Here is a 19,171-nt window from a genome sequence, read left to right as displayed (position 1 = left end):
GCCCTGCTGCCCCTCTGTGGGAGCGGGCTTGCTCGCGAAGAGGACCTTGCATTCAACATCCCTGTCGACTGACCGGACGCCTTCGCGGGCAAGCCCGCTCCCACAGGTTATGCAGGCATTCATACCGCCGTCTCCTGAGCGCCGGTCTTGCCAAAGCGCCGACCGAGACGATCGAAATACAGGTAGATCACAGGCGTAGTGAACAGGGTCAACACCTGGCTCAGCAACAGGCCGCCGACCATCACCAGGCCCAGCGGCTGGCGCAGCTCTGCGCCGGAACCGGTGGCCAGCATCAACGGCACGGCACCGAAGAGCGCGGCCAGGGTCGTCATCAGGATCGGCCGGAAACGCAGCAAGGCGGCCTGATAGATCGCCGTTTGCGGGTCCATGCCCTGGTTGCGCTCGGCGTCGAGGGCGAAGTCGATCATCATGATCGCGTTCTTCTTGACGATGCCGATCAGCAGAATGATGCCGATGATCGCGATCATGCCCAGGTCGTTGCCGCTGAGGATCAACGCCAGCAAGGCGCCCACCGCCGCCGACGGCAAGGTCGAGAGAATGGTGATCGGGTGGATGTAGCTCTCGTAGAGCACGCCCAGCACGATGTACATGGTCACCACCGCCGCCAGGATCAGCAGCAAGGTGCTCGACAACGAAGCCTGGAACGCCTCTGCCGCGCCCTGGAACTGGGTCTGCACGCCAATCGGCATGCCGATGTCCTTCTGCACCTGCTCGATGATCTCGACCGCATGCCCCAGCGCCACGCCGGGCGCCAGGTTGAAGGACATCATCACCGCCGGGAACTGGCCGATGTGGGTGATCGCCAGTTGTGCCTGACGCTCCTCAATGTGCGCCAGGCTGGACAGGCGCACCTGCCCGCCATCGGTGGTCTTGACGTGAATCTGGTTCAACGCATCCGGGCCGATCTTTTCGCCGGACTGCGATTGCAGGACCACGCGGTACTGGCTCGCCTGGGTGTAGATCGTGGAAATCTGCCGCTGGCCGAAGGCGTCGTACAGCGCATCGGTGATGTTCGACACCGACACCCCGACCCGCGACGCCGCATCGCGGTCGATCACCAGATAGACCTGCAAGCCCTTGTCCTGCAGATCGCTGGCCACGTCGGTCAGCTCCGGCCGGTCGGCCAAGGCCTCCACCAGGCGCCCGCTCCACAGGCTCAGCAGCTCCGAATCCGGTGACGACATGCTGAACTGGTACTGCGTGCGGCTGACCCGGTCCTCGATGGTCAGGTCCTGCACCGGCTGCATGAACAGACGGATGCCGACCAGCTTGTCGAGCTCCGGTTGCAGGCGGGCAATCACTTGCGTTGCACTCAGGTCACGGTCGCGGTGCGACTTGAGGTTGATCAGCAAACGGCCGCTGTTGAGGGTCGAGTTGTCGCCGTCGACACCGATATAGGAAGACAGGCTCTCAACCGCCGGGTCGGCCAGAATCACCTTGGCCAGCTCCTGTTGACGCTCGCTCATGGCGGCGAAGGAAATCGATTGCGGCGCTTCGGAAATACCCTGGATAACCCCGGTGTCCTGCACCGGGAAGAAGCCTTTGGGCACCACCATGTACAGGAATACCGTCAGCGCCAGAGTGCCAATAGCCACCATCAAGGTCAGGGGCTGGTGCTTGAGCACCCACTGCAACTTGCGTCCATAAGCGGCGATCATCCAGTCGATGAATGCACCGCTGGCGCGATAGAAACGCCCCTGCTCGGCTTCCTTGGGTTCGCGCTTGAGCAGCCGCGCGCACATCATCGGCGTCAGCGTCAGGGAAACCACCAGGGAAATCAGGATCGCCACCGCGAGTGTGATGGCGAACTCGCGGAACAAGCGCCCGACCACGTCCGCCATGAACAGCAGCGGGATCAGCACGGCGATCAGCGACAACGTCAGGGAAATCAGGGTGAAACCGATCTGTTTGGCGCCCTTGAGCGCCGCGTTCAGCGGGCTGTCGCCCTCCTCGATGAAGCGCGCAATGTTCTCCAGCATGACGATCGCATCGTCCACCACGAAACCGGTGGCGATGGTCAGGGCCATCAGGGTCAGATTGTTGACCGAGAACCCGGCCAGGTACATCACGCCGAACGTGCCGATCAGCGACAGCGGCACGGCCACCGACGGAATGATCGTGGCGCTGGCGCGACGCAGGAACAGGAAGGTGACCATGACCACCAGGGCGATGGCGATCAGCAATTCGTGCTGCACGTCCTTGACCGAGGCGCGGATGGTCTGGGTGCGGTCGGTCAGCACCACCACGTCGAGGCCGGCCGGCAGGTTGTCGGTGATGCTCGGCAGCAGCGCCTTGATCCGGTCCACCACCTCGATCACGTTGGCCCCGGGCTGACGCTGGATATTGAGCAGTACGGCCTGGTTCTCGTTGGCCCATGCCGCGAGGCGTTCGTTCTCGGCGCCGTCGACAATTTCAGCGACGTCCTTGAGCCGCAGCGGCGCGCCGTTGGCATAGGCCAGGATCAGGTTGGCGTAGTCCTTGGGCGAGGTCAGTTGATCGTTGGCATCAAGCATAGAGACCCGGGTCGGGCCGTCGAAGTTGCCCTTGGGCTGGTTGACGTTGGAGGCGCCGATCAGGGTGCGCACGTCCGACAGGTTCAAGCCGTTGGCCGCCAGGGCCTCCGGGTTGACCTTGATCCGCACGGCCTGGCGTTGACCACCGGCGATGCTGACCATGCCGACGCCGCTGATCTGGGCGATTTTCTGCGCCATGCGCGTATCGACCAGATCGTTGAGTTTGGGCAGCAACATGGTCTTGGAGGTGATGGCCAGGGTCAGCACCGGGGTATCGGCCGGATTGACCTTGTTGTACACCGGCGGTGCCGGCAGGTCCTTGGGCAGCAGGTTGGTGGCGGCGTTGATTGCTGCCTGCACCTGTTGCTCGGCCACGTCCATGTTGATGTCGAGGCTGAACCGCAACGTCAGTACCGACGCGCCGCCGGAGCTGGTGGAGGCCATTTGTGTCAGGCCGGGCATTTGCCCGAACTGCCGCTCAAGCGGCGCGGTCACCGCGCTGGTCATGACATCCGGGCTGGCGCCGGGGTACAGGGTCATGACGCGAATGGTCGGGTAATCGACCTGGGGCAACGCCGACACCGGCAGCAACCGATAGGCAATCACGCCGGCCAGGATAATCGCCAGCATGCTCAGCGTGGTGGCTACCGGGCGAAGGATGAACAGCCGCGAGATGTTCATGCGCCACCCTTTTTCGCCTTGTCGGTGGTCGCGGGCTCAGCCGCGTTGACCGCCGACTTGCCTTGCAGGTGTTCGGTTGGCGTGGTCGGCACGTCCTGGCTGTCGTTGACCACCTCCACGTCGCTGCCGTCTTTCAGGCGGTCGGTGCCTTCCAGTACGACGCGGTCGCCCGCGGACAGGCCTTCGGTGACCACAGTGTTCAGGCCGTCACTGGCGCCGACTTTCAACTGACGGATCTTGACCTTCTTGTCACCCTCCAGGACATAGGCGAACGTGCCGTTGGTGCCGAACTGGATCGCGGCGGACGGTGCGAGCACCACGTTTTTGAGGGTGTCGGCCAGCAGGCGCACATTGACGAACTGGTTCGGGAACAGCGACTGATCGCGGTTCTCGTAACGGGCCTTGAATTTCAGGGTGCCGGTGGTGACGTCGATCTGGTTGTCCAGGCTCTGCAGCACGCCAGTGGCCTGCAATTTGGTATCGCCGCGATCCCAGGCTTCAGCCGGCAATTTGGCACCGCTGCGATAACGGGCAAGCACGGTGTCGAGGCTGTTTTCCGGGAGGGTGAAGGCCACGCTGATCGGTTGGGTCTGGGTGATGATCGCCAAGGCGGTGGTGTCATTGGCCGCCACCAGGTTGCCGACGTCCAGTTGACGCAGGCCCACGCGACCGGTGATGGGTGCGCGGATCCGGGTGAATTCAAGGTTGAGCTTGGCATCGTTGACCGCTGCCTGATTGGTCTTGACCGTGCCCTGGAACTGACCGACCAGCGCTTCGGCGGTGTCCAGGGTCTGCTTGGCAATACTGTCCTCGCGGTACAGGCCGCGATAGCGCTCGACATCGACCTGGGCGTTTTTCAGTTGCGCCTGATTCTGCAGCAAGGTGCCTTCGGCCTGCAGCAAGGCGTTCTGGTAGGGGCGCGGGTCGATTTCGGCCAGCAGGTCGCCGGCCTTGACCATCTGCCCTTCTTCGAAATAGATCTTGACCAGCTCACCGCCGACGCGGCTGCGGACGTTGATGGTATTCAGCGCCGTGACCGTGCCCAGCGCCTTGAAGTACAGCGGGAAGTCACCGGTGACGGCCGCAGCCACGCGCACCGGCACCGGCCCTGACGCACCGCCGAACCCCGGACGCATGCCCCCCGATCGCCCGGTATGCCCGGCAACGGCTTTCTGCCCCGCCGCCTCCTTGGGTGCAGCGCTGCCCGGCCAGAATTTCCAGCACAGGGCGGCGATGACCAACAGGACAAGCAGGCCGAACAGCCAGCGACGGGGACTACGGGAAGCGGAGGATTGCATTGAGTGATCAACCATTGGGCGCGTGGGCTTTTTTACATGAGGCTGAACGATAAGCACTGGCGGGTTTTAAGCAAAGCGCCTTTACCGGCAATTTACTTTCGGCTTACGTAACAGGAGTTTTGTGTAAGACACTGAAGCACAAATGAAAACGGCCTGGACAGGGCCAGGCCGTTAAACATTGTAAAGGTACGCTTATTTCAGAACAGCAAGTGCCGCTTCGTAGTTCGGCTCGTCAGCGATTTCGCCAACCAGCTCGCTGTGCAGCACATTGTCGTTTTCGTCCAGAACCACCACGGCACGAGCGGTCAGGCCCTTGAGCGGGCCGTCGGCGATGGCAACACCGTAGTTCTGGATGAACTCGGCACCGCGCAGGGTCGACAGGTTCTGGACGTTTTCCAGGCCTTCGGCGCCGCAGAAGCGGGCCTGGGCGAACGGCAGGTCAGCGGAGATGCACAGCACGACAGTGTTGTCGACGCTACCGGCCTTGGCGTTGAACTGGCGCACCGAGGTGGCGCAGGTCGGGGTGTCAACGCTTGGGAAGATGTTCAGCACTTTGCGCTTGCCGGCAAAGTCTTTGAGGGTGACGTCGGACAGATTGCCGGCAACCAGGGAAAAGGCTGGCGCCTTGGAACCGGCTTGTGGCAGTTGGCCGTTGACTTGAACCGGGTTGCCTTTAAGAGTGACTTGAGCCATGAACGGAGTCCTTCTGAACGTTGTGGTGGAGAATTTTGACGAGGCCGAAGTTAACCACGAAATTGTCCTGTGACCTATGGTCAAACATAAATTGTCATGTATCGGCATACAAAACTGGATACAACCCATACCCCTGTGGGAGCGGGCTTGCTCCGGGCGGCGCTCCGACGAAAGCGCAATGTCATGCAACTTCGCTGGTGACCGAACTGACGCCATCGCGAGCAGGCTCGCTCCCACAGGGTTCGCTTGTTAGCCGAACAAGTCGGCAAAAGTACAGCGTACGCCCTCACCCGCCGCTTCCCGATGTACATGACGAAAGGTACGCGACACGTCTTCGACTGAAACTTTTTTAGCACTCTGTCGAATTGCTCCACCGTCGTTCGACTATAAATCGAATCACTCAACTGCAACGGAGACGAGACCATGCGATTCATGATCATCATCAAGGCCAGCCAGGATTCCGAAGCCGGCGTCATGCCCAGCCAGGAACTGCTGACCGCCATGGGCAACTACAACGAAGAACTGGTCAAGGCCGGCATCATGCTCGCGGGCGAAGGCCTGCATCCGAGCAGCAAGGGCGCTCGTGTAAAGTTTTCAGGTGACCAACGCACGGTGATCGACGGCCCCTTCATCGAAACCAAGGAACTGATTGCCGGTTTCTGGTTGTGGAAAGTGAAGTCCAGGGAAGAAGCCATCGAATGGGTCAAGCGCTGCCCCAACCCGATGCCGGGCACCGAAGCCGAAATCGAGATTCGCCAGGTGTTTGAAGCCGAAGATTTTGGCGCCGAGTTCACGCCGGAACTGCGCGAGCAGGAACAGCGGGTTTGGGAGCAGGCGAAGAAGAACTGACTGATTCGACCTTTTCCTCTGTTTCCTGTGGGAGCGGGCTTGCTCCCACATTGAACTAGATAGCCACTCAACTTGCCTGGGCAAGCCTTTGATCCGCATTAACTTTTTAGTACACAAAAATAACGAGAATCCACACACAAAACGAAAGAATTAATCCATTAGATTGGCCAACCCGTGGTTAACTGCTAATTTCATCCGACAAGTCCTATAGGCTTGATCGGAAAGGGATTACGCAGTTGCGGCCAAACTTAAGGACCGTCTGCCCAATCAGCCACCAGGGAGCCGGGGGATTAATGTCAAAGAAATTGGGGAAGTACGCCTTCGTCTGGGTGACTTCGCTCGCGCCTGTTTTTTTTGCTCACGCCGATAACGCCGAAACGGCCAACAAAAGTAACAACCCGCTGAACCTGGCGCCCGGCGTCAACCTTCAGGACTACTACACCCCGAAGTTGTTCGACACCAACGCTCATACCAATGACGCACTGCTGCGTGGCGCGTTGCCCATGGCGCCGAATGATTTCATTGGTGTCCCGCAACTGTTGCGCGTCACCCTTCCCGTCAGCACCCGCCCGGATCCCCACAACGGCTACAGCACCGGCATCGGTGACCTGAACCTGTTCGATATTTTCCTGCTCAAGACCGAAGGCGTGCAGTTGGGCGTCGGCCCGCAAATCACTGCGCCGACCGCTGAGCAGGATGAGTTGGGAACCGGCAAATGGCAGGCTGGCCTGTCCGCCATCGCCATCGACTCCTCGCCACGCGGACTCCTTGGCGCACTGGTGCAGTACCAGAGTTCGTTCGCCGGTGATCACGACCGCCCTCACGTCGAGTCCGCCACCTTCCAGCCGTTCATCATCCACAACCTGGAAAAAGGCTGGTACCTGCGCTCGACCGGTATCTGGACGTTCGACCTGAAGAACAACACTCACTACATCCCACTCGGTTTGGGGGGCGGCAAAGCCTGGAAGTCCGGGTCCAATATCCTCAATGCCTTTATCGAGCCACAGTGGACCGTTGACCGAAAAGGCGATGGTTTGCCGCAGTTCACAGTGTTCGCCGGGATCAATGTCACCTTCGGTAAATAAGGATTTTTGTATGCACGGCGCACTTCGCGCAGCCGGTTTCAGCCTGATGACAATGTTCGTCAGTTGTGGTGCAGGGGCCAGTGTCGACTTCACCGCCACCCCGGACGAGGCTCGGGCCATTGCCAGGGAGGCCTATCTGTACGGCTTCCCGGTGGTGGAGATGTACAAGACCCTCTACACCCAGGCCGTGGACAGGAAGAGCCCGAATTTCAAGGCACCGTTCAATCAGATCGGCAATACAGCCAAGGCGTTTACCGCGAAGGACACGGCGTTCGTCACGCCGAATTCCGACACGCCCTACTCCTTTGTCTGGATGGATTTGCGCGCCGAGCCGTTGGTGCTGACCCTGCCGCCCATCGAAGAACACCGTTACTACTCGGTGCAACTGATCGACGCCTACACCCAGAACTTTGGCTATCTGGGTACTCGCAGCACGGGCAACAACGGGGGTCACTACATGATTGCCGGCCCGAACTGGCAGGGTCAGCAACCGGTCGACATCGACCGCATGGTCCGCAGTGAAAGCAACATCGCTTACGCGCTGTACCGCACGCAATTGTTCGATGAAAAAGACCTGGCCAAGGTCAAGCAGATCCAGAAAGGCTACAAGGTCGAACCCCTGAGTCACTACGTCAAACAGAAGGCCCCGGCTGCCGCGCCGAAAATCGACTGGCCGAAACCGACGCCGACCATGAGCGAGACCCCGGACCTGTTTCGCTACCTGAATTTCATGCTGGCATTCACCCCGGCCCAGGACGTGGAAAAAGACCTGCTGGCGCGTTTCGCAAAAATCGGCGTCGGGGCCGGCAAACCCTTCAAGCTCAGCGACCTCAGCGCCGAACAACGCAAGGCACTGGAAGACGGCATCAGTGACGCCAGGGCCGAGTTCGCCGATTTCAAGAAAACCAAAGTCGACACCCATGAGATCAGCAGCGGTGACCTGTTCGGCAGTCGCGACCACCTCAAGGGCAACTACCTGTACCGCTATGCAGGCGCCAACATGGGGATTTTCGGCAACTCTGCCGAAGAGGCGAACTACTTCGGCTATTTCGTCGACAAGGACGGAAAACCGGTCGACGCGTCGAAAACCGACTACACCCTGCATTTTGACAAAGACGCCCTGCCCCCGGTCGATGCGTTCTGGTCGCTGACCATGTATGACGGCAAAAACAAATTGCTGGTGGCCAACCCGCTCAATCGCTACTTGATCAATTCGCGGATGTTGCCCGACCTCAAGCTCGATGCCGATGGCGGCCTGACCCTTTACGTGCAGCACAAGGCACCGGCCAAAGCATTGCAAAGCAACTGGCTGCCGGCACCGAATGGTCCGTTCTACGGCGTGCTGCGCCTGTACCTGCCCAAACCTGAAGTCAACAACGGCCAGTGGAAACTGCCGCTGCTGGCGCCAGCCACCCCACAACAATAAGCGGAGTCGTTCATGATCAGGCCTTTCGTAGTGCGCCCCTTGTTGGCGCTGTGCATGGTCAGCGTCAGTCCATGGGGCCTGGCGGCCGAAGGCGGTGTCGGTCGCCCGATCACCGGCCAACAAGTGTTTTCCGATGCCGGGATCGTGCCCCCGGAGCCGGGTTGGGTCATGTCCCTGACCAGCATCTGGTACGACGGCGACCTCAAGGGCAACGCCCAGGTGCCGATCGTGGGCGCCCTGGGTACCGGGCTGGACATGAAAGTGTCTTACACCATGGCCAACTTCACTCGCGTCTGGGACACGGGCAAGGGTCCCTGGAACTACGCCTCGGCCATCGGTGTACCGGTGCAGTACACCGACATTACCGCGAGCATCACCGGCCCTCGCGGCAGGACCCTGGGCTCCGAGGATACCGGCACCCAGTTCGCCGACATGCTGGTGACGCCGATTGCCGCCGGCTATCACTTCGACGAGCTCAACCACATCGCGTTCTCGCTGCCGATCTACGTGCCGACCGGTGCCTATAACGACGATCGCCTGGCCAACCCCGGGCAGAACACTTACACCTTCATGCCGACCGTGGCGTTCACTCACCTGGATGGCAAGGGCGGCGAGTTCACGTTGTCGAGCGGCCTGGAGTTCTACACCGAGAACGACGCCACGGATTATCGCAACGGCAACATTTTCACCCTCGACGCCCTGTGGACCCACGGCTTCGGCAACGGCTGGAACGTTGGTTTGGTGGCAGGCTATATCCAGCAGGTCACCGATGACTCCGGATCCGGCGCAACCAGCGGTTTTCGCGGACGCTCGGTGGGTGCTGGCCCGACGGTAGGCTGGAGCGGCAAGTTCGCCGACGCCCAGGCCAACATCAGTGCCCGTTGGGTCCCGGAGTTCGACACCAAGAACCGGCCCGAAGGCAATGGCATCAGCGTCAACCTGACCCTGGCATTTTTCTAAGAGGTAGCCCGGGATGGCCATCAGTACTCGTTTGACCTTTTGCAGTGTCCTGTTCAGCGGCTTCGCCTGCGCCAGCGGTGAATTGCCCACGCTGAACGACGCGCCGGCGCAGGCCGCCGCCAAAGGTGACCCCGAGACTTGTCACCGGCTGCAACAGGACTTCGACATCGACCTGAAAAAAGTCGTGGCGGCCGGCTGCGACCCGTCGACCGAGCAAATCGCCAAGTTGATGGATAACCCGGTGGGCAATCTGGTGTTGCTGTTCAATCAGTTCGACTACACCGCACTCAAAGGTCCGCACAGCAACGGCACACGCATGCTGGGCAAGTACAGCTTCATGCCGACCTTCCCGATTTCCATCGGCGAAGACTGGAACCTGATCAACCGCCTGCCCATTAGCTACGTCAGCGCCCCGATCAACCACCGGGCCGGCAACCTGATCGGCATGGGCCCCAGCGATATCCTCAGCGACCGTGGCGACTTTGCCTCGGTCGTGCAAGACCCGTTCGACCGCACCAGCGGTTTTGGCGATCTGGCCTATGTCGGTGTGTTCTCGCCCAAGGAGCCGGTGCGCTTCGCCGGGGGCGGCAAGATGGTCTGGGGGTTCGGCCCGACCGCGATGTTTCCCACTGCGGAAAAAGACGTCCTGGGCACCGGCAAATATTCCCTGGGCCCGGCGTTCGTCGCCGCGTACCTGGGCGAAGACTGGACCCTGGGCTTGTTTCCGCAACACTGGTGGTCGGTCGGTGGCGACAGCCAGCGCAAGGATGTGAGCCTGACCAACATTCAGTATTTCATCCAGCGCGCGATCCCCGGTCCCGAGCAATGGCGGATCGGCATGACGCCCAACGTCACCGTGAACTGGAAAGCCGAAGGCGGCAACAAAGTGACCTTCCCTGTCGGTCTCGGCGCCGGGCGGATATTCAACTTCGGCAAGCTGCCGGTGCGTATTTCCGGGGAGATCCAGTATTCGGCGATTCACCCCGACGACCTCATCAGCAGTCGCTGGAATTTCCGACTGTCATTCATTCCGGTCATTCCGACCTTCATGCTTTGAGCGAGGAACCTTTCATGACCGCTCTCAACGACCTCAACGCCCTGCAAGCCAGCATCGCCGAAGCGGTGCTCGGCCAGGACCAGGTCATTCGTCAAATCCTTGTGGGCCTGCTGGCCAACGGGCATCTGCTGCTCGAAAGCCTGCCCGGCCTGGCCAAAACCCGCACGGTGAAAGCACTGGCCAAACACCTGGACGCGAAGATGAGTCGCATCCAGTTCACCCCGGACTTGCTGCCATCGGACATCACCGGCGCCGAGGTGCTGCATCAGGTCGAAGGCAAAAACGAAATCCGCTTCCAGCCCGGCCCGCTGTTCGGCAACCTGATCCTGGCCGACGAAATCAACCGTGCGCCGGCCAAGGTCCAGGCCGCGTTGCTCGAAGCCATGGAAGAACGCCAGATCACCGTGGCCGGCAACAGCCATGCCCTGCCGGAACTGTTCATCGTGGTGGCGACCCAGAACCCGATCGAACAGGAAGGCACGTACCCGCTGCCGGAAGCGCAGATGGACCGCTTCCTGATGAAAGTGCTGCTCGATTACCCGAGCGCGGAAAACGAAAGCCAGGTGCTGCGCCTGCTGCGCGAAGAAGAACAGGCACTCGGCGCCAAAACGGCTGCGGTGCAGGGCTTTGCCCTGGCCCAGGACGTGATCTTTGCCGCGCGCCGGGAAGTCAGTGCGGTGCACGTGTCTCCGGCCATCGACCGTTACCTGATCGACCTGATCAATGCCACGCGCCATCCGGCCGATTACGACGCCGATCTCGGGCGCTGGATCAGCATCGGCGCCAGCCCCCGCGGCGGCATTGGCCTGGACCGTTGTGCCCGGGCCGACGCCTGGTTGCAGGGCCAGGATTTCGTGTCTCCGGACAACGTGCGCGCCGTGGTCCACCCGGTGCTGCGCCATCGTCTGCAACTGAGCTACGACGCAGTGGCCGATGGCGTGAGCGCCGACCAGGTGCTCGACCGTCTGCTCGATAAAGTCGCGATCCCGGCCTGATGTCCATGAACTGCGTCGACGGTCTGGTGTATGTCTCTCTGGCGCAGTTGATGGCCCTGGAGTTCAAGGCCCGTGACCTGAGTTTTGTCGCTCGCCAACCTCAAGGCAGCATCCTCGCGGGCAATCACGCTTCACGTTTGCGTGGCCGTGGCCTGAACTTCGATGAGCTGCGCCGTTATCAGCCGGGGGACGATTTGCGTCATCTCGACTGGCGCGCCTCCCTGCGCACCGGCAAACCGGTGGTACGCACATTCACCGAAGAGCGCGACCGCCCTGCGCTGATCCTCGTCGACCAGCGCATGTCGATGTTCTTTGGTTCGCAACGCAGCTTCAAATCCGCGGTCGCCGCCGAACTTGGCGCGTTGGCGGCGTGGATGGTGTTCAACGCCGGCGACCGCGTCGGCGGGCTGGTATTCAACGATCAACGCATCGACAGCATCGCCCCACTGCGCAGCCGCAAACGCGTCGAGGCGCTGTGCAGTCGCATTGCCCAACAAAACCAGGCACTCAATGCGGGCAACCCGGATGCCGAGGGCGCAGATCAGCTCGACAAGGTCCTGCAGCATTGCCTGGCCGTGGCCGGTCACGATCACCTGATCTGCATCGTCAGTGATTTTGCCGGGGCCGGCGAACGCACCTTGCAGCTCATGCGGCAACTGGCGGCCCATAACGATGTGATCGCCATGCAAGTCTATGACCCGCTGGCGCTGAACCTGCCGAAAAACGGCCGCGTGCTGATCACCCAGGGGCAATTGCAGGTGGAACTGGCGGTGGATCGGCAACAGGTTCATCAGCCATTGGGGGACTTTCTCAGCGGTCGGCTCAAGGATGTCGCGACCTTGCTGCGCCGCAGCCAGGTGCCGTTGATGATGTTCAGCACCGCCACCGAAGCCCACGAACAACTGCGTGCCGAACTGGGCAAGCTTGCCGGAGGGCGCCGATGAACCCCGCTATCCCGAGCATCGACCAACTCAAGGAAATGGCCTTGCCGGCGCCGGTCAGCTATGCGCCGCAGACCTGGGGTTGGTGGGCGTTGCTGACATTGTTGGTGCTCAGCCTGTTGCTGGTCAGTGCCCGACGTTACTGGCAATGGCGGCGCGATCGCTATCGGCGCGAGGCGCTGGCACGGCTGGCGGAGTTGCAGCAACGCAGCAATGACCTGAATGCATTGCGCGAACTTCCGGAGCTGCTCAAACGCGTGGCCCTCTCCATGCCTGCCCCCCGCGCCCCCTGTAGGAGCTGCCGAAGGCTGCGATCTTTTACCGCTGAAGATCAAAAGATCGCAGCCTTCGGCAGCTCCTACAGGGGGACGGTTGCGGCGTTGGGGAAAGAGGAATGGCAGGCGTTTTTGCAGCGGCACAGTAAACAGCCCTTACCGGCCGATTTCAGCCAGCAACTGGCGCGGCTTGCCTATGCGCCGGACGCCGCCTTGCGGGCCATGCCCAGCGAACAGCGACAGCAACTGTTCAGTACCTGCAAAACCTGGGTGGAGCGTCATCATGTGGCAGCTTGATTACCCCTGGCTGCTGATCCTGCTGCCATTGCCATGGTTGGGTTATCGCTACCTGCCCGATTACCGCGAGGCGCGCAGCGCCGTGCGCGTACCGTTTTTCGGCGCCATGAGCCGTGCTGTCGGCCAGGCACCCAGTCAGGCCGGTACCCGCAGCAACGGCTGGCAGTTACTCCTGAACCTGCTGGTCTGGACACTGTTGCTGGTGGCGGTAAGCCGGCCGGTGTGGGTGGAACAGCCCATCGAGCGCCAGCAGCCGGTGCGTGACCTGATGCTGGCCATCGACATATCCCAGTCGATGGAAACCACCGACTTCACCGACGCCAACGGCCAGAAAATCAACCGCCTGGCCGCCGTCAAGGACGTGGTCCACGGGTTCATCGACAAGCGCAAGGACGATCGAATCGGACTGATCGTGTTCGGCACCGGCGCCTATCCGCAGGCACCCCTGACCCTCGATCACGCCAGCCTGTCACTGCTGCTGGACGACACCGGCATCGGCATGGCCGGCCCCAACACCGCCATCGGCGACGCCATCGGCCTGAGCCTGAAACTGCTGGAGCAGGCCCACGAGCAGGAAAAAGTGCTGATCCTGCTCACCGACGGCAACGACACCAGCAGCGCCATCACCCCGGATCACGCGGCCGCCATGGCTGCCGCCAAAGGGGTGGTGATTCACACCATCGGCATCGGCGACCCGAACGCCGAAGGCGAAGCCAAGGTCAACCTGCAAGGTTTGCAGGAGATTGCCCAGGCCACCGGCGGACGCTTCTTCCGCGCCGAAGACCGCAACACCCTGGATCAGGTCTACAGCACCCTCGACAAGCTCACCCCGCATCAGGTGAAGACCCTCAGCCATCAGCCCAAACGCGATCTGTTCTGGTGGCCACTGGGCGCGGCCCTCGCGCTGCTGGCGATATATCACCTGGGCGCCCTGGTGCTTCCACGGCTGATGCTCGCCCGTCAACGGCAGGAGACCTGAGATGGACATCAACCTCGGTGACTTCCACTTCCTGCGTCCTGTGTGGCTGTTGCTCGCCGTGTTCGGCGCACTGCTGCCAGTGCTGTGGCGACATAGCCAGGATTTGCAACGGCGCTGGCGCAGCAACATCGCGGCGCACCTGCTGCCGCACCTGCTCATCACCCCGCAAGACCGGCACCGCCTGCGCCCGGTGCATCTGCTGTGTGCGCTGTTGGTACTGGGCGCCCTCGCCGCCGCCGGGCCGACCTGGGAACAGGATCGCCCGGACTTTCTGGAAAACCGCGCACCGCTGATCATCGCCGTCGACCTGTCGCCGTCCATGGACGCCAGCGACGTTCCACCCAGTCGCCTGGAAGCGGTCAAGCACAAGCTCCACGACCTGATCCAGCGCCGCGCCGGTTCGCGCAACGCCTTGATTGCCTACGCCGGCAGCGCGCATCTGGTGTTGCCCGCCACCGATGACCCGGCCCTGCTCGATACCTTCATCCAGGCCCTGAGCACCGACCTGATCAACAAACCGGGGAAAGATGTCGGCGCTGTCATCGATCAGGCCAAGCGCCTGCTCGGTGCCGAAAAAACACCCGGCACCCTGCTGCTGATCACCGATGGCGCCGACACCTCGACCCTGGCCGGGCTGGACAAACGACTGGCTGGCAGTGCGTTGCAAGTGCTGATTCTGGCAGCCGGCAGCACCGACGGCGGGATCATCCGCGAAGCCAGCGGCCAGCCGCGCATCGACAGCAATGGTCGCCCGCAACTCGGCAGTTTCGACCAGGACGCCCTCAAGCAGCTTGCCTCAACGCTGGATGCCCCGCTGGGCAGCCTGACCCTCAACGATGACGATCTGGACTGGATCGAACTGCACGCCGAGCAGCACTACCAGTCAGCCAGCGACGAACAGCGTGAATTGCACTGGAAAGACGCCGGTTACTGGTTGTGCTGGCCGCTGCTGCTGTTCGCTTTCTTCAGCGTACGCAGGGGCTGGAGCGTGAACTGGATGGCTGGATTGCTGCTGGCGGTGGGCCTGGGCCTGCCACCGGCGCCGGCACAGGCCAACGCCCTGACCGACGCCTTTTTCACCCGCGACCAGCAAGGCCGCTGGGCCTTCGAACACCAGCACTACCCCCAGGCGGCGGCGCTGTTCGTCGATCCGTACTGGAAAGGCGTGGCCGCCTACAACGCGGCCGATTTCGACCTGGCACTGGCCAGCTTCGCGCGGCTCGATACACCACAGGCGTATTTCTACCTGGGCAATATCTACGTGCGCCGGTTCAAGTTCGATCAGGCCATCGCGGCTTATCAGCAGGCACTGAAGTTGCAACCGCAGTTTCCGGAAGCCACGGCCAACCTGGCCCTGGCCATCGCCTTGCAGAAAGACACCGAAAGCGCCGAGAAAAACACACCGGAGGTCAAACCCGACGAAATCAAGATGGACAAGGCGCCGGGTAAAGGGCAAAGCAAAAAGATGGAAACCCAACAAGCGGCCTCGGATGAGCAGTGGCTGCAGAACCTGACCACATCGCCGGCGAAGTTTCTCAAGCAGAAGTTCAGTCTGCAGGATCAGGCGGGGGCCAAGCCATGAGCTGCCTTCAAGACCGAGTCGCTGCCTTCGCGAGCAGGCTCGCTCCCACATTTGATCCAGACGCACCTCAAATCCCCTGTGGGAGCGAGCCTGCTCGCGAAAGGGCCCGACCACTCACCACAAATCTCGGAGCCCTGCTCATCGGCCTGATCAGCCTCAACACATTCGCCGCCGACCCTCAACTGAAAGTCCAGGCCACCCTGCAACCCGCCGACCCCGTCATGGTCGGCAGCCTGGTCGAACTGCAACTCGATGTCTTCACCGACACCTGGTTCACCAGCGCCCCCACCCTGCCCGACCTGAAACTGTCCGGCGCACTGGTGATGCCGCCGGATGGCCACGCCGAACACCTGAACCAGACTTTCGACGGCCAATCCTTCAGCGGCATGCGCTACAGCTACCTGATCACCCCGAACCTGGCCCAGGGCTTCGACATTCCGGCACTGACCGTTCAAGCCACACCGGGCCAGGCCAGCCACGAGCTCAGCGCCCAAAGTCAGCCATTGCACTTCAACGCCGCACAGCCGCCGGGATTCCAGCCCGGGGAGGCGGTGCTGGTGGCTCAAGGGCTGCGGTTTACCCAGAAGACCATCCATTCGGCCACGCCGCTGAAGGTCGGCGACAGCATCACCCGGGAACTGACGCTACAGGCCGACGGTGCCCTGGCCATGTCACTGCCGACACCGACGCTGGACGCCATCAAGGGCCTGAGCCGCTACCCGAAACCAGCGCAAATCCGCAATCTGGATGACGGTCGCGGCAACTTCATTGGCGGCCAGCGCATCGACAGCGTGACATATCGAATTGACACCGAAGGCCACTACAGCCTGCCAGCCGTCGAACTGAAATGGTGGGATGCCAGCAGCCGGCAAACCCGCACGGCCACAGTGCCTGGCGTGACCTTCGACGCCGCGGCCAACAGCGCCTACAAGCCGGTGTTTTCAATCACCGAAGACCTGAAAAAACTCGGCCAGCACAATCGTTTGCACCTTTCCGGGCACTGGTTCGGACTATTGGCACTGGCGTTGGCGGTGGTAGCACTGGGCTGGTTCAGTCGCCCGCTCGTACGCCGCGCGCACCTCCAGTGGCAAGCCCGCCGCCGCACCCGGCACGCCGCCTGGCTCGAGTCCGCCGACTACGCGTGGCAGCAGATTCCGGCACAACTGGAGGGCAAACCGACGCAATTGAGCGCCCTGTACCTGTGGACCCGACGCAGCCGCCAGGGCCTGAAATTGACCGGTCTCGGCCCGCGCCTGCAAAGCTTCCTGCGGGCCTGTTACGGCCGCGAAACGGACAAAGAGCAGGCCCTGCGCCAAATCGGGGAATCCTTGTCTACGCTGCATAGTCAGGCCGAGTGCAACAGAGAATCAGTCTCTTCTGCTCTTCAACCGCTCAACCCCGTTCACGAGAAGGGTGTCCCATGACCAATTCGAAATCGTTGCACCATCATCGCGTATTCAGCTTCCTGCTGACCCTGGCCTTGAGCCTGCCGCTGCTGGTCCAGGCAGCCGAACCCCTGCCCTCGTGGAACGATGGGCCGTCGAAAAAGCAGATCATCGAGTTCGTGCAGGCGGTCACCGATCAAAGCAGCAAGGACTTCGTCAAACCCGAAGACCGCATTGCCGTGTTCGATAACGACGGCACCTTGTGGAGCGAGCAGCCGATGTACTTCGAATTGCTGTTCGCCCTCGAAGAAGTCAAACGCACCGCGGCGCAGCACCCGGAATGGAAAACCACCCAGCCATTCCAGGCCGTGCTGGAAAACGATCACAAGGCACTGGCCGCCAGCGGCCTGGAAGGCATGATGAAGATCTTCGGTGCGACCCACACCGGCATGACCAGCGAAGCGTTCGATGACTACGCCAAGACCTGGCTGAATCAGGCCAGGCATCCGAAAACCGGCAAGCCGTACACCGAAATGATCTTCCAGCCGATGCTGGAGATGCTCGACTACCTGCGCGGTAACGCCTTCAAGACCTACATCGTCTCCGGTGGCGACACCGGGTTCATGCGCGCCTTTGCCGAGAAGGTCTACGGCATTCCACCGGAACAAGTCATCGGCACCACCTTCGTCACCGCGTTCCAGTACAAGGACGGCGAGGCGTCGATCCTGCGCACGCCGAAACTGGCCCACAACGACGATGGCCCAGGCAAGCCGGAAAGCATCAATGCCGTGATCGGCAAACGACCGATCCTCGCGTTCGGCAACTCCGACGGTGACCTGCAAATGCTCCAGTGGACCGCCGCCGGTCCCGGCAAACGATTCATGGGGTTGGTGCACCACACCGACGCCAAACGCGAATGGGCTTACGACCGACAGTCGCAGATCGGTCGCCTGGACAAGGCCCTGGACGAAGCGAACAAGCGTGGCTGGACGGTCGTCGACATGGCGGCCGAATGGCGCCGGATCTATCCGTACGACGCCGCCACACCCGAGCAAGTGCAATAAAAAGACGTAACGCAGGACCGCAATAAACGTTTGTCGCATTCAGCGACGCAGTGAAAAGGAGCCAGTCAGATGACTCGCATAGGTAAGTGGCTACCGAAACTCGCCTTGGTGGCAGCCTCGGTGATGGCGATTTCGGCAACAGCCGGAGCCGCTGAAAAACCCAACATTCTGGTGATCTTCGGCGACGATATTGGCCAGACCAACATCAGCGCCTATTCCATGGGCGTGGTCGGCTACAAGACGCCCAACATCGATCGAATTGCCAAGGAAGGCATGATGTTCACCGACTATTACGCGGAGAACAGCTGCACCGCCGGGCGTTCGTCGTTCATCACTGGTCAGACGCCTTTGCGTACCGGCCTGTCGAAAGTCGGCATCCCGGGCGCACCGGTGGGCCTGCAAAAGCGTGACATCACCATCGCCCAGGCGCTCAAGTCCCAGGGTTATGCGACCGGCCAGTTCGGCAAGAACCACTTGGGCGACAAGGATGAATACCTGCCGACCAACCACGGTTTCGACGAGTTCTTCGGCAACCTGTACCACCTCAACGCCGAAGAAGAACCTGAGCGTCCGTACTGGCCAAAAGACGATGCCGAGTTCGTCAAGGCCAACACCCCGCGTGGCGTGATCCACAGCTTCGCCGACGGCAAGATCGAAGACACCGGCGCGCTGACCACCAAGCGCATGGAAACCATCGACGACGAAACCACGGCGGCGGCGCAGGCGTTCATCGAGAAACAGGCCAAGGCGGACAAACCGTTCTTCGTCTGGATGAACACCACACGCATGCACTTGTTCACCCACGTGCGCGAGTCGATGAAGGGCCAGAGCGGCATGCCCGGCAACGATTACGCCGATGGCATGCTCGAACACGACGGCGATGTCGGCAAACTGCTGAAGACCCTCGACGACCTGAAAATCGCCGACAACACCATCGTCGTCTACACCACCGACAACGGCCCGAATCAGTTCTCCTGGCCGGACGCGGCAACTACGCCGTTCCGTAACGAGAAGAACTCCAACTGGGAAGGCGCCTACCGTGTGCCGGCCATTGTGCGTTGGCCGGGCAA

General features: G+C 61.6%; 16 protein-coding genes. 13 read left to right on the top strand and 3 right to left on the bottom strand.

The window, feature by feature from the left end; all coding sequences use genetic code 11:
• Window positions 1-119 precede the first annotated feature (119 nt).
• The 3 genes from AC07YV_RS16645 to tpx all read right to left on the bottom strand — a co-directional run bounded on the left by AC07YV_RS16645 (window position 120) and on the right by tpx (window position 5,206).
• Window positions 120-3,215 (bottom strand): MdtB/MuxB family multidrug efflux RND transporter permease subunit, encoded by a 3,096-nt coding sequence (locus AC07YV_RS16645; RefSeq protein ID WP_102700031.1) that lies wholly within the window; start codon window positions 3,213-3,215, stop codon window positions 120-122.
• The gene (locus tag AC07YV_RS16640) at window positions 3,212-4,528 is read right to left on the bottom strand and encodes an MdtA/MuxA family multidrug efflux RND transporter periplasmic adaptor subunit (protein WP_102700030.1); all 1,317 of its coding nucleotides are present in this window, start codon (window positions 4,526-4,528) and stop codon (window positions 3,212-3,214) included. Before AC07YV_RS16640 ends, AC07YV_RS16645 begins: the two co-directional genes overlap by 4 nt.
• A 177-nt stretch (window positions 4,529-4,705) precedes the next feature.
• Window positions 4,706-5,206: a thiol peroxidase gene (tpx, locus tag AC07YV_RS16635; RefSeq protein ID WP_102700029.1), complete on the bottom strand. Its 501-nt coding sequence runs from the start codon at window positions 5,204-5,206 to the stop codon at window positions 4,706-4,708.
• Window positions 5,207-5,629: 423 nt separating this feature from the next.
• On the opposite strand from tpx, the gene AC07YV_RS16630 reads away from it, so the two are divergent.
• From AC07YV_RS16630 to AC07YV_RS16570, 13 genes are all read left to right on the top strand, one after another.
• Complete coding sequence (locus tag AC07YV_RS16630; protein ID WP_102700028.1) at window positions 5,630-6,055, top strand: YciI family protein; 426 nt, start codon at window positions 5,630-5,632, stop codon at window positions 6,053-6,055.
• Window positions 6,056-6,348: 293 nt separating this feature from the next.
• The gene (locus AC07YV_RS16625; protein ID WP_102700027.1) at window positions 6,349-7,140 is read left to right on the top strand and encodes a hypothetical protein; all 792 of its coding nucleotides are present in this window, start codon (window positions 6,349-6,351) and stop codon (window positions 7,138-7,140) included.
• A gap of 10 nt (window positions 7,141-7,150) precedes the next feature.
• Window positions 7,151-8,566 (top strand): DUF1254 domain-containing protein, encoded by a 1,416-nt coding sequence (locus AC07YV_RS16620; protein ID WP_102700026.1) that lies wholly within the window; start codon window positions 7,151-7,153, stop codon window positions 8,564-8,566.
• Window positions 8,567-8,578: 12 nt separating this feature from the next.
• A complete protein-coding gene (locus AC07YV_RS16615; RefSeq protein ID WP_102700025.1) occupies window positions 8,579-9,526 on the top strand; it encodes a SphA family protein in 948 nt (315 codons plus the stop codon).
• Between the two features lie 13 nt (window positions 9,527-9,539).
• Window positions 9,540-10,583 carry a hypothetical protein gene (locus tag AC07YV_RS16610; RefSeq protein WP_102700024.1) on the top strand — a complete coding sequence of 348 codons (1,044 nt, stop codon included), beginning with the start codon at window positions 9,540-9,542 and terminating at the stop codon, window positions 10,581-10,583.
• Between the two features lie 14 nt (window positions 10,584-10,597).
• The gene (locus AC07YV_RS16605; protein ID WP_102673574.1) at window positions 10,598-11,578 is read left to right on the top strand and encodes an AAA family ATPase; all 981 of its coding nucleotides are present in this window, start codon (window positions 10,598-10,600) and stop codon (window positions 11,576-11,578) included.
• On the top strand, window positions 11,578-12,522 hold the full coding sequence (locus AC07YV_RS16600; protein ID WP_494990328.1) for a DUF58 domain-containing protein: 945 nt from the start codon (window positions 11,578-11,580) through the stop codon (window positions 12,520-12,522). Before AC07YV_RS16605 ends, AC07YV_RS16600 begins: the two co-directional genes overlap by 1 nt.
• The gene (locus AC07YV_RS16595) at window positions 12,519-13,091 is read left to right on the top strand and encodes a DUF4381 domain-containing protein (protein WP_102700023.1); all 573 of its coding nucleotides are present in this window, start codon (window positions 12,519-12,521) and stop codon (window positions 13,089-13,091) included. The genes AC07YV_RS16600 and AC07YV_RS16595 overlap by 4 nt, the downstream gene beginning before the upstream one ends.
• Complete coding sequence (locus AC07YV_RS16590) at window positions 13,078-14,070, top strand: vWA domain-containing protein (RefSeq protein ID WP_102700022.1); 993 nt, start codon at window positions 13,078-13,080, stop codon at window positions 14,068-14,070. The genes AC07YV_RS16595 and AC07YV_RS16590 overlap by 14 nt, the downstream gene beginning before the upstream one ends.
• 1 nt (window position 14,071) lies before the next feature.
• A complete protein-coding gene (locus AC07YV_RS16585; protein WP_102700021.1) occupies window positions 14,072-15,652 on the top strand; it encodes a VWA domain-containing protein in 1,581 nt (526 codons plus the stop codon).
• A complete protein-coding gene (locus AC07YV_RS16580; protein WP_102700020.1) occupies window positions 15,649-17,076 on the top strand; it encodes a BatD family protein in 1,428 nt (475 codons plus the stop codon). Before AC07YV_RS16585 ends, AC07YV_RS16580 begins: the two co-directional genes overlap by 4 nt.
• Window positions 17,073-18,101 (top strand): HAD family hydrolase, encoded by a 1,029-nt coding sequence (locus AC07YV_RS16575; protein ID WP_102700019.1) that lies wholly within the window; start codon window positions 17,073-17,075, stop codon window positions 18,099-18,101. Before AC07YV_RS16580 ends, AC07YV_RS16575 begins: the two co-directional genes overlap by 4 nt.
• A 69-nt stretch (window positions 18,102-18,170) precedes the next feature.
• Window positions 18,171-19,171: sulfatase-like hydrolase/transferase (locus AC07YV_RS16570; protein ID WP_494990327.1), on the top strand; the 1,001-nt coding region annotated here is incomplete at its 3' end.

This window comes from Pseudomonas sp. GW456-E7, assembly GCF_059424105.1.
This window is presented reverse-complemented; position numbering and strand designations above follow the sequence as displayed.